The organism is Pseudoclavibacter sp. AY1F1, assembly GCF_002931075.1.
In the GTDB taxonomy this organism is placed as follows: Bacteria; Actinomycetota; Actinomycetes; order Actinomycetales; family Microbacteriaceae; genus Pseudoclavibacter.
The window spans coordinates 537,075-548,758 of record NZ_PSTQ01000001.1 but is presented as its reverse complement, the minus strand read 5'-3'; the positions used below and the strand labels follow the sequence as shown (position 1 = coordinate 548,758).

At 65.9% G+C, this 11,684-nt stretch carries 8 protein-coding genes and 1 tRNA gene; 1 reads left to right on the top strand and 8 read right to left on the bottom strand.

What is annotated here, in order from left to right; genetic code table 11:
• Positions 1–73: 73 nt before the first annotated feature.
• The 8 genes from C5B85_RS02565 to C5B85_RS02530 form a co-directional block, all read right to left on the bottom strand.
• Positions 74–146 (bottom strand) — tRNA-Asn (locus C5B85_RS02565).
• A gap of 98 nt (positions 147–244) precedes the next feature.
• Positions 245–1,252: an NAD(P)-dependent oxidoreductase gene (locus C5B85_RS02560; RefSeq protein ID WP_104284478.1), complete on the bottom strand. Its 1,008-nt coding sequence runs from the start codon at positions 1,250–1,252 to the stop codon at positions 245–247.
• A gap of 6 nt (positions 1,253–1,258) precedes the next feature.
• Entirely contained in the window at positions 1,259–2,266 is a 1,008-nt protein-coding gene (locus C5B85_RS02555; RefSeq protein ID WP_104284477.1) for an ATP-binding cassette domain-containing protein, read from the bottom strand.
• Positions 2,267–2,348: 82 nt separating this feature from the next.
• Complete coding sequence (dnaG, locus tag C5B85_RS02550) at positions 2,349–4,331, bottom strand: DNA primase (RefSeq protein ID WP_104284476.1); 1,983 nt, start codon at positions 4,329–4,331, stop codon at positions 2,349–2,351.
• Complete coding sequence (locus tag C5B85_RS02545; protein WP_258070546.1) at positions 4,322–5,620, bottom strand: deoxyguanosinetriphosphate triphosphohydrolase; 1,299 nt, start codon at positions 5,618–5,620, stop codon at positions 4,322–4,324. Before C5B85_RS02545 ends, dnaG begins: the two co-directional genes overlap by 10 nt.
• A 2-nt stretch (positions 5,621–5,622) precedes the next feature.
• Complete coding sequence (gene dusB / locus C5B85_RS02540; protein ID WP_104284474.1) at positions 5,623–6,777, bottom strand: tRNA dihydrouridine synthase DusB; 1,155 nt, start codon at positions 6,775–6,777, stop codon at positions 5,623–5,625.
• A 79-nt stretch (positions 6,778–6,856) separates the two neighbouring features.
• On the bottom strand, positions 6,857–7,459 hold the full coding sequence (locus C5B85_RS02535) for a DUF4352 domain-containing protein (protein WP_104284473.1): 603 nt from the start codon (positions 7,457–7,459) through the stop codon (positions 6,857–6,859).
• 13 nt (positions 7,460–7,472) lie between these two features.
• Entirely contained in the window at positions 7,473–8,852 is a 1,380-nt protein-coding gene (locus tag C5B85_RS02530) for a glycine--tRNA ligase (protein ID WP_104284472.1), read from the bottom strand.
• Positions 8,853–9,091: 239 nt separating this feature from the next.
• Here C5B85_RS02530 and C5B85_RS02525 point away from each other — a divergent pair, with 239 nt between their 5' ends.
• The gene (locus C5B85_RS02525) at positions 9,092–11,659 is read left to right on the top strand and encodes a hypothetical protein (RefSeq protein WP_146077815.1); all 2,568 of its coding nucleotides are present in this window, start codon (positions 9,092–9,094) and stop codon (positions 11,657–11,659) included.
• Positions 11,660–11,684 lie beyond the last annotated feature (25 nt).

The following is an 11,684-nucleotide window of genomic DNA, read 5'->3' as shown; positions in this document are numbered from 1 at the left end:
AAGCCCCTGATTCGGCGTGTTCTGAGCATAAAAGAAACCCCCGTACTTCGGCGGAAGTACGGGGGTTTGACAGCTCCCTGAGATGGACTCGAACCATCAACCTGCCGGTTAACAGCCGGCTGCTCTGCCAATTGAGCTATCAGGGATTGGCAACTCGAAGAGAATAGCAACACCTTCGCCCGAATGCGAAATCGAGTGGCTGGCGTGTCGCGCGGGCCCTGCGCAGGCCGTCCCAGAGCGCGCTTCAGTAGCCTTTGATCGGGTCCGCGACACCCACGAAACGGCCCGTGGACACGAACGCTTCGATGTTCCGGCGCACGCGTTCCTGCAGCAGGGGCCGCACCATCTGAGGGGTATCTGCCGTGTGCGGCGTGATGATGAGGCGCGGCGTGGTCCACAGGGGGTGGCCGTCGGGCAATGGTTCCGGCGAAGTCACATCGATGCCCGCTCCGGCGATCCACGAGCCCTCCAGAGCCGCCTGGAGGGCCGCAGGGTCCACAAGCGGCCCCCTAGCGATGTTGACAAGTACGGCCGACTCCTTCATGGCACGAAGGCGCTCCTCATTGATGAGGCCGCGCGTTTGGGCAGTCGCGGCCGCGGCCAGGACCACGACATCCGCCTGCGGGAGCACTTCGTCGAAACGATCTGCCGTAACGGTGCGGTCCGCGCCGTCGACCGGTCGGTCGCTTGCCCGAACGATGGTCGTCGTCACACGGAAGGGGCTGAGTAGGTCAAGGAGCTCAAGAGCGATACCGCCCGCCCCCACGATCACGACGTGCCTGCCGTACAGCGAGGTGCCCGAGCTCTTCTCCCATGTGCGAGCGGCAAGCCGTCGCGGGAACTCGCGGAGGAGCGCGAGCGTCAACGCAAGCGCGTGCTCGGCAACTGGCTCGGCGTATGCACCCTTCGCCGAGGTGAAGACCACGCCACGCTCGGCGTAGGGCCTGAGTTTGGCGGCGAAGTTGTCGATTCCAGCGAACGGCAGCTGAACCCACGTGACCTGCGGGTTTGCTTCCAACGCGTCGATGAGCCCCTGGACCTTGGATGCAGACAGGTAGACGATCCCGCGCGTCTCCGGCCCGAGCTCCACAAGCGTGCCACCGCTCGAAACCACTGCTTCTTCGAACGGCTGGGCAAGGTCGGCAGGCAAGAGCGTCACGGCGCCCGGCTCGGGCCGCGCCTCCCCCACCAACAGCGTCGATTCCTCCGCCAGCCTCGCCTGGTGCTGAACCTGTTCGCTGCTTGCGCTCATCCGCTGCTACTCCTTCTCGCTGCCGTCTTCGTCAGTCTGGAAGCGCGCGAACTCCGCACGCTGGGAGACGAGCTGCTCGCGCGCAGAACGCTCGGCCTCGGCGTCGAGCCGATCCAGATCAGGGTCGCCGAATAGACCGTCGGCAACAAGGTCCATGGCGGCGAGCGTCTCACGTTCGACAAGGCCAGGCAGCGGCGTGAGCGCATACTCTCGCGCCTCGCGCATCCGCTTCAGGTAAGCGTGGTGCGGATCGGCGAGGACCTCGTCGATGGTGCCGCGCGCGAGCACGAAGCCTCGGTCGAGGACCAGCACATTGTTCGTGAGGCGCTCGATGGCGCGAAGGTCATGACTCAGGAGGATCATCGTGCAGTTGCGAGCGACGTTAATGCGCTCCAGCAGACTGAACAGCGCGGGCCTCGCGATGATGTCGACGCCCTGGGCGGGCTCGTCGACCACAAGAACGCTCGGCTCGACGATGAGGGCCTGAGCGAAAGCGACTCGCTGTCGCTGACCGCGGGAGAGCTCGAACGGGAACTTGCCGAGCATGCCGAGCTCGAGATCAACCGCGTCAATGAGCATCGCGGCGGCCCGCCCGAGTCGCTTCCTGTCGAACGTGCGGTCACGCGACAGGATGGGCTCCGCGATGTTCTCTGCGACGGTCAGGTCGTTGCGAAGCTGGTCACCGGAGTCCTGAGCCAGGTAGCCGATGTCGAGGTCGATGCGACGGCGGTCGAGCCGCGACGGGTGGCGCAGGTCCATGCCGACCACTTCGAGCGTGCCACCCGTGATGAACGGCCACTCCCCCTTACCAGGCCTGCGGCGACCTGAGAGGATGCGCCCCAGGGCAGACTTGCCCGACCCCGCGGTGCCGACGACCCCGAGGATCTCACCCGGCTCGAGCTCGAAGGAGATGCCGCTGACGGCCTCGTGCTTGCGATTCGACCCGTGCTCGATATAGGAGATCGACAGGTCGTCGGCGACGACGGCCCGCTGATGATCTGCACTGGTTGCCATGCCTGGTCTCCCCTTTGTTCTCTGAGCCCACCGGAACGTTCGCGAAGTTCATCCCCCGCAGTTCCGAGCCCACCGTGCGAGCCTAGCCTTCGCGCAGCTCGCGCTTCTGATTCTCGATCGACATGAGCTGCTCGTTGAGGGAGCGGAACCGGTCAGGTTCCGTCCTCCCGTCTGTGCGCTGCAGTGCCCCGAGCAGCTCGGCCTTCCTGCGCAGCAGGTCACGCTCGACCAGCGAGGCGCTCAGCGATCGAACGTAGAGATCGATCTGCTCGTCCTTGCTGCCCGCCGGGATGGACGCCATCGCCAGCTCGGTGACAAGCGTCGTGAACGCCTGGGGGACCTCCTCGCCGATGCGAGTGAGCCACTCCATCGACCCGAGGGAATCACGCGTCGCGACGATGCCGTCACGCACGGTGGAGAGGGACGCGTTCGTGAACCCGGCGGCCATGACCTGCTGGAAGCGCTCGTCCGAGAGACGGCGTGGATGCTGGAGGACCGCCATGAGCGTGTCTCGCTCGAGCCTGGTCACCGGGTCGTTCGGCAGATCGCTCATGCGAACCGAACGCACGGCCCCGCCGCCGAAGTCACTGGTGTCCGGCGGGAAGTCGTACCCCTCCCCGTCCGGGAACGGCGGTTCCTCCTCAAAGTGACCTCTCGCGGGTGTCTGCCCCGCGGGGACTCGGGAACGCTGATCTGGGACTCGAGCGGGCTGGCGCGTCTCCGGCTGCCGCCTCGGCGCGTTCTTACTGGTGCCCCGTGCCGCCCGAACCGCCTGCTCAACCTGCACGAGGTCGATGCCGAGCATCCCGGCGAGTCGCCTCGAGTAACCGGGCCTCATGGCGGGGTCGCGAATGCCGGCGACGACGGGGGCCGCCTGGCGAAGTGCCGCGACCCGACCCTCCACCGTGTCGAGGTCATGCCCGAGGAGCTGCTGGGAGATGACGAACTCATACATGGGCGTTGGGTGGTCGATGAGATCGCGCACCGCAGCGTCTCCGCGTGCCAGGCGGAGGTCGCAGGGATCGAGTCCGTCGCGCGCGACGGCGACAAACGTCTGGGCGACGAAGCGCTGCTCTTCGGCAAACGCACGCATGGCCGCTTTCTTACCGGCTTCGTCCGGGTCGAAGGTGAAGATGACCTGTCCCCCGGCGGATTCGTCGTCCATGATGCGGCGCAGCACCTTGATGTGGTCCACGCCGAACGAGGTTCCGCACGTCGCCACGGCCGTCTGCACCCCGGCAAGGTGGGCGGCCATCACGTCGGTGTATCCCTCGACCACGACGACCTTGTGCTGCTTCGCGATCTCGCGCTTCGCGACATCGAGCCCGTAGAGCACCTGGGCCTTATGGTAGATCGGCGACTCGGGCGTGTTGAGGTACTTCGGCCCCTTGTCGTCGTCATAGAGCTTGCGAGCGCCGAATCCGATCGTCTGACCCGAGGTGTCCCGAATTGGCCACATCACGCGACCGCGGAAACGGTCGTAGCTTGACCCGCGTTCGTTCGTCGAGAGGAGACCTGACTCCTTGAGCTCCGGCATCGTGAAGCCCAACCCGGTGAGATGCTTCGAGAGCGAGTCCCACCCTTGCGGGGCGTAGCCAACGCCGAACATCGCCGCGGCATTCGGATCGAACCCCCGGCCACCGAGGAACTCACGAGCAGCCTCCGCTCCTGGCGCCTGCAGCTGTTCGCGGTAGTAGGTCTCCGCGGCGGTGTGCGCCTGCAGCAGCCTGAGGCGCTTCGAATGGTCCGGGGCGTGGCCGCCGTCCTCGTACGTGAGGGCGAACCCGAGGCGACCGGCCAGCCGCTCGACGGCCTCCGAGAACGTGACGTGGTCGATCTTCTGCAGGAACGTGAACACGTCGCCCGACTCACCGCACCCGAAGCAGTGGTAATAGCCCAGCTGAGGGCGCACATGGAAGCTCGGCGTACGCTCGTCGTGGAACGGGCAGAGCCCCTTCTTCGACCCGATCCCCGCGTTCTTGAGGGTGACATGGTCGCTGACGATCTCGGAGATGTCTGTGCGAGAGCGAACCTCCTCGATATCGCTCTTGCGGATCAGTGCCATGAAGCCACCCTAGACGGCACCTCCGACGCTGCAGCGAGCCGGTCGTGCCAGACGAGAGCGCCCTTGTCGGTGAGGTTCGCGACCTGGTCGACGACGACGCGCTTACGCGCGGTGTCATCGTTCGCGGCACGGAAGTCTGCCGCGAACGCGGCGTCGAGGTGCTGGTCACCCGTCTGCCAGAACATGTCGGAGAGCTCGACCAGGATCTTGCGCTGATGCTCGTAGATCGGCCGTCGAGCGTCGAGCGACATGACGAAGCCAGCGACGATGCCCTTCAACAGGGCGATCTCTGCGCGGATCTCACGCGGCACCACAAGCGAAGCACGGTAGCGGATGAGCGACTCGCCAGGCTGCGCAGCCCAAGTCGCGGCCGTCGCGGCCTTGGCGAACCGCCCGATGAGCTGCGATGTGAGGTTCTTGAGTCCAGCTTGGGCGACTCTCGATCCGTCGTACTCGCGCATCCAGTAGGCCTGCAGCTGCAACCTGGTGAACGCTTCGTCGAGCTCTTCTTCGGAGAACTTCGAGCCTGACCAGTCAGCGGCCGCGTACAGGATCGCTGGCCTGTTCGCGGGGTCCTCAAGCTCGGGGAGCGACACGAATGACTCCACGATGGCGTCCTCCAGGTCGTGCACGGAGTACGCGATGTCATCGCTCAGGTCCATGACCTGTGCCTCGATGCTCGTCTGCCCCTCAGGGGCGCCCTGCCGCACCCAGTCGAAGACCGCGCGGTCGTCTGCGTAGACGCCGAATTTACCGGTGCCGCGCTCTGCGCCGACCTCTCGCGTCCAGGGGTACTTGCAACTCGCGTCCAGGCTCGCGCGCGTCAGGTTGAGGCCGTAGTGCTGGCCGTCGGGGCCGAAGACCTTCGGCTCGAGGCGAGCCACGATACGGAGGGTCTGCGCGTTGCCCTCGAAGCCGCCGATGTCCTGCGCCCACTCGTTGAGTGCCTTCTCACCGTTATGCCCGAACGGTGGGTGGCCGAGGTCATGAGCGAGGCAGGCCGTGTCCACGATGTCGGGGTCGAGTTCGAGCGTTCCAGCAATCTCACGGCCCACCTGGGCGACTTCGAGCGAGTGGGTCAGCCGGTTTCGGGCGGCGTCGATGCCGGCCGTCGGCGAGAGCACCTGCGTCTTGGCGGCCAGGCGCCGGAGCGCACTGGAGTGCACAAGGCGGGCTCGGTCTCGAGCGAAGGTCGAACGACGCCGGTTCTCGTGGTGTTCAGGAAGGAACCGCTCGCGATCGTGGTCGCCATAGGGACTCCGGTCGATCGGCTCCGGGGGAAGTACCACCCTCAGCCTCCCGAATGCGAGAGCTCGGCGGCCGCGATGTTCGCCTGCTGGTCCTCGTTGAGTTCGCGTGATTCGAGCCAGCGATCGGGTAGCGAAGGGCGCTTCGGGGTGCCGGCGCGACCGCGCGGACCCTCCGCGTCGTGCCCCGGGTACGGCTGATCGCGGTCGAGCTGCGCAAGCAGCCCCTCAAGCTCTTCGAGGGTCGACATGAGCGCGAGCCCTGAACGCACGTCGGAGCCAACCGGGTAGCCCTTCAGGTACCAGGACATATGCTTGCGCATCTCGCGGCAGGCACGCGCTTCCTCTTGGTGGAACTCGGCGAGCAGCTCGGTGTGCCGACGGATCGCGTCCGCCACTCCCCCGAGCGTTGGCTGGATACGCGCGGGGTCGCCTCGGAACGCGGCCATGAGATCGCCGAAGAGCCAGGGGCGCCCAAGGCAGCCCCGACCGACAACAACACCGTCGCATCCTGTCTGCTCCATCATCCGCAGAGCGTCCTCGCCTGCCCAGATGTCGCCGTTGCCAAGGACTGGGATGCTCGTGACCGTCTCCTTGAGCTTCCCGATGGCGTCCCAGTCGGCTTGACCGGAATAGAACTGCGAAGCCGTGCGCCCGTGGAGCGCGACGGCAGCCACCCCTGCGCCTTCAGCGATGCGGCCGGCTTCCAGGTAGGTGAGGTGCTCATCGTCGATGCCCTTGCGCATCTTGATGGTCAGCGGGATGTGCCCTGCCGCCTCCGCTGCGCCTTCCACGATGGACCGGAAGAGCGACGTCTTCCATGGGAGGGCTGCCCCTCCCCCTCGCTTCGTCACCTTCGGCACCGGGCACCCAAAGTTGAGGTCGATATGATCGGCGCGGTCTTCCGCCACCAGCATGGTGACGGCTTCACGCACGGTCTTCGGGTCGACGCCGTAGAGCTGGATGCTCCTGACGTCCTCAGACTCGTGGTGCTCGATGAGACGCATCGTCACGGGTGTTCGCTCGACGAGCGCCCGTGACGTGATCATCTCCGAGACGTAGAGTCCGGCACCGTACTCGCGGCAGAGGCGCCGGAAGGCGGAGTTCGTGATACCTGCCATGGGCGCGAGCACCACTGGAACGTCAAGAACCAGGGGTCCGATGCGCAGCGGCTTCGAGTCGAGTGCAGTCAAGGTCATAACCGAGTAATTCTCGCAGGTCGAGGCGACTTTCGCACGCCAAGAGCGGCGGGCTGGGGACGAGTCGCGATGAAGAGGGTCAGATGGTCATCTCGAGTTGCGCCGTCGGCGCGAATCGCACCTGCATCCGGCCTGCGGCGTCCGTCGGCACATCGAAAACGAGATGGATGCGCGTCGCCGAGTCACGTGCGAGCTCCGCCAGACTCGGGGGCCCAGGTGGCAGGTCCGTCCAGTAGGCCGTGAGCTGCTCGTGGGCCACGGTGACCGTTCCGTCACCGTCGATCATCTCGAACACGCTCGGGGCAATCGGCAGGGGAGTCTCATTGCCGTTGTCGAGCAGGATATCGACGACGCAGAACTGACCTGATGCGCGTGCAGTGCCGCCCTGCCAGTCGTGGGAAGGCAGGCCGCACTGCACCTCGCCCGCGGTGAGCTGCACGCCACCGACATCGATCACGCCGCGTGTCCCCAGCTCTGAGTCCGGGCCTCGCCAGGACGGCGTCGCCTCGACGGCGCCAAGTGTGTCATTCCCTCTGTCCGTGGCACGCGTGGACACCAGAACGTAGCCGATGACGGCGAGGGCCACGCTCACCGAGGCGACCACAACACCGGCGAAGCGCCACCAGCGGCCCGACCGCGAACCCGCGGCCGGGCGCTCAGCGTCGCTTCTGGTCTGGCTCACGTCAGAGTTGCGCTCAGGCCCCGAGGAGACGACCCGCGAGGTAGCCCTCGAGCTGGTCGAGCGACACGCGTTCCTGCGCCATCGAGTCGCGTTCGCGAACCGTCACGGCGTTGTCGTCGAGGGTGTCGAAATCGACTGTGACGCAGAACGGCGTGCCGATCTCGTCCTGGCGGCGGTAGCGCCGTCCGATCTGACCGGCGTCATCCACGTCGATATTCCAGTGCTTGCGCAGCTTGTCGCCGAGTTCGCGTGCGACCGGGCTGAGGCGCTCGTCACGGCTCAGGGGCAGCACTGCGACCTTGATGGGCGCAAGGCGCGGGTCGAGGCGCAAGACGGTACGGATGTCGACGCCGCCCTTCGCGTTCGGAGCCTCCTCCTCGACGTAGGAGTCGACGAGGAACGCCATCATTGAGCGGGTCAGGCCGAAGCTCGGCTCGATCACGAACGGCGTGTACCGCTCGCCGGAAGCCTGATCGAAGTAGTTCAGGCCCGTTCCGGAAGCTGTCGAGTGCGACGTCAGGTCGTAGTCGGTTCGGTTCGCGACACCCATCAGCTCACCCCAGCCAGTTCCCTTGAATCCGAACTGGTACTCGAAGTCGATCGTGCCGGCCGAGTAGTGCGCCCGTTCTTCCTTCGGGACGTCGAAGCGACGCATGTTGTCCGGGTTGAGGCCAAGATCGGTGAACCAGCTCCAGCAGGCTTCGACCCAATCCTCAAACCACTTCTGCGCCTCGCCCGGGTGCACGAAGAACTCGATCTCCATCTGCTCGAACTCGCGGGTGCGGAAGATGAAGTTGCCTGGGGTGATCTCGTTGCGGAACGCCTTGCCGACCTGGCCGATGCCGAACGGCGGCTTCTTGCGCGAGGTCGTGAGCACGTTGTTGAAGTTCACGAAGATGCCCTGAGCTGTCTCGGGGCGCATGTAGTGCAGGCCTGCCTCGTTGTCGACCGGGCCGAGGTAGGTCTTCACCAGACCGGAGAACAGCTGCGGCTCGGTCCACTGCCCCTTGGTGCCGCAGTCGGGGCAGACGATCTCCGACATGCCCTCGGGCGCTCGGTTCTTCTTCGCCTCAAACGCCTCGATGAGGTGGTCCTGGCGGTGGCGCTTGTGGCAGCTGAGGCACTCGACCAGCGGGTCGGTGAAGGTCGCGACGTGGCCTGAAGCCTCCCAGACGGCCTTGGGCAGGATGATCGACGAGTCGAGCCCCACCATGTCCGCGCGTCCTCGGACGAACGTCTGCCACCACTGCTTCTTGATGTTCTCTTTGAGCTCGACGCCGAGGGGGCCGTAGTCCCACGAGGCGCGGGTGCCTCCGTAGATCTCGCCCGCCTGGAAGACGAAGCCTCGTCGCTTCGCGAGAGCGATGACCTTATCGAGCGTGGATTGCACCATTGAGAGAAACTCCTGCTGAGGGTGTCGAAGGCGAACCCAGGGTCGTGCTCGCCGCAAGTCGCCAGTCTAGTCAGCCGTCGCCCTCGCGACTGGCTCCTGGCCGACCCGCGCGTGGCAAGTTATCCACAGAGTCTGGCCAGCAGCGCATCCGCGTGTGCTCGATCTGCGACTATGACCCGAATCACCCACCACTCGAATGACGTAGTCCCCCAGGACGTCGGTCATCCGAAGGACTCTCAGTGACGAACCCTCCCGGCCCAGACGCGCACCAGTCGCAGCTACCCGACCAGCGACCATCAATGCGCGAGCAGAATCTCGCCCCCAAGGCGCCCGACTACGGACCGAGGCAGAACCTCGGCCCGCTCGCCGAGGGCCACTGGGATGGACAGCCCCTGACGCCATCACGAGCTCGGTCGTTCCAGCTCGACACGAGCTTCCTCACGACCAGCGCGCTTCACGGCGCTCGCACGGCGGTCGCCGCCTTCCTGAGCGGTGCCGCCCTGCTTGGAGCTGTCGCGTTCTTCCTGAACGCGGGGGCGTCAGGCGGATCAGCGCGCACGACATACGGCTTCGATATCTCCGAGGCCCTCTGGCAGCTCTTCCTCGTACTGACCTCGCTTCCCTTCAGCGGGCAGTTGCATGCGGGATTCGAATCGGTCGGCGGGTTTTTCAACACGGGCGACCAGGGCTTCACGCTGGGAGTCTGGCCGCTCGCCTCCCTGGGCTTCGTCGCGATCTCGAGTTTCGCGGCGGCCCTCGTGCTCGAGCGAAGCAGGCCGATGCGCACGCGCGCACGCCGCGCCGGTGGCGCCGCGGCCGCGGCCGGCGCTTTCGCACTGCTGATGCTGCTCGTCGCTGCCCCTGGGATGCGCATCGATTCGATGGGGGCCGCCTTCACCGTCTCATCCCTGACCCCGTCGCTGGCGTTTGTCGCGTTCATCGTGGTCTTCGCAAGCGGATGGCTTGGGCGCTCCGTCGCTGCGAGGAAGCAGACACAGCTTGGCCCCTCGGCCGTGCACTCCTCGACGCGGGCGCACGGACTTGCCGGCTTCCTCACCGAGGTCGGCATCTACGCCGGGTGCCTTGCGGTGACAGCGTCGCTGCTCGGCGGCATCTTCGTCGTCGTCGTCTTCGTCCAAAATGGGAGCCAGGGAGCCGCCCTTCCCGCGCTGCTCGCAGCCGCGCCCCACGGAGCCCTCGCGGCCCTTGTTCTCGGACACTTCGGCACCGTCACTGTCAACGTCCCTTTTGCCGCGAGTGAGACGATTTCGGTCTTTTCGCCTGAATTGCCCCTCGCCTGGCTCGCTCCACTACTGATTCTGCTGACCTCCCTTGGCGCATCTCTCATCATCGGAGTCGGACGAGCTCCCACTCGGTTCCCTGAATGGTCGAGAGCCTGGCGATTGCCCGCGCTCACGCTGCTCACGTGGATCGTCTCCGCGTCCGTGCTCCTCCCGATAACCCTGAACGGGTCCGCTTCGGTGTTTGGCCTCCCCGTCGGAGACGTCGGGTTCGGAGCTCGGCCAGCCTTCTGGACCCCGGCGCTGTTCGCCCTCTGGGCGGTCGTCGTCGAGCTCGGAGCGTGGATTCTGCCGAGATACGCAGCATTGCTCGCGCCTGGGCTCCACGCCAGCGCAGTTCGACTCCGCCGTCGGATGGGATCGGTCGAGAGCGAAAGGGGCCAGACGTGGGGAGCAACCGGGCCGTCGGACACCACGGCTCCGCCGAACCGGCCACAAATCGTCGAGGCGCGACCGCTGAGCGCTCAGGCCAAGAGACGACTTCGACTTGCGGGGATCCTGACCGTGGTCGCCGTCCTTGTCGGCACGGGCGCGGCCATCGCCGTCACGACGGCCAACACGCAGCGAAGTGCTGTGGCCCAAGCGCGCGAATACATGGATGCCATCGCCGCCGGAAACGCGACTCGAGCCAACGGGTTGGTTGACCCGAATGTGGAGACCTCGCTCCGCGACTACGTCAGCGACGAGATGCTCGCCTCCGCCACGGAGCGCATTACCGTCCTGGATGTCGTCGAGACAGAGTTGCGTCCTGCAGATTCCGACGCCGGCTGGTTCGGTGAAGCCGTCGAGCAGACGCCCGCGACGGGACGCGAGACGCAGAACGTGCAGGTCACCTACCGGCTCGGGGGAATCACCGAGACAGCCGTTCTCGTCGCGGAGCGCGTCGACAACGAGCTGCTTGTACTCGAGCGATGGCGGGTCATCACACCGCTGGTCTTCGAATCGGCTGCCGGCTCGAGCCACGCGGTCGACATGACCATCGGCTCGGTCACGGTCACTCCTGGCCGCGTCGAATCATCAACCTGGGAGGGAAACCAGCCCGTCAGCTGGGTACCGTTCACCGCGTACCCCGGCATCTACCCGGTCACCGGAACGGAGTCGACCTTCTACTCTGTGGCATCAGAGCCGGTGCGAGTCGGCCAGCCAGTCGAACAGTTCGTGCCCGACCGCAACGTCGTCTACACGCCTACTGAATCGCTTGAGACTGCCGTCCAGGCAGCGGTCACTCAGAAGATCGACGAATGCGCGGCATCCACCGCGGCGTCGACGGAAGGCTGCCCGTTCGGCACATACATCTACAACTCGAGCACGACCGTGACGTGGTCGGTCGCAAGCTACCCGACCGTCACGATGAGCAAAAACTCGAACAGCTTCGAAGTCGAGGACGGGATGGCGAGCTACAGCTATTCCGGGAGCAGCGGCCGGGCCGTCACCGGTTCTGACACCATTTGGGGCACCGGCACGTTCACGGTCGACGGCGACGTCGTCACGATCGAGTTCCGCTGACCCGAGGCAAGCACCAGCCCCGGCG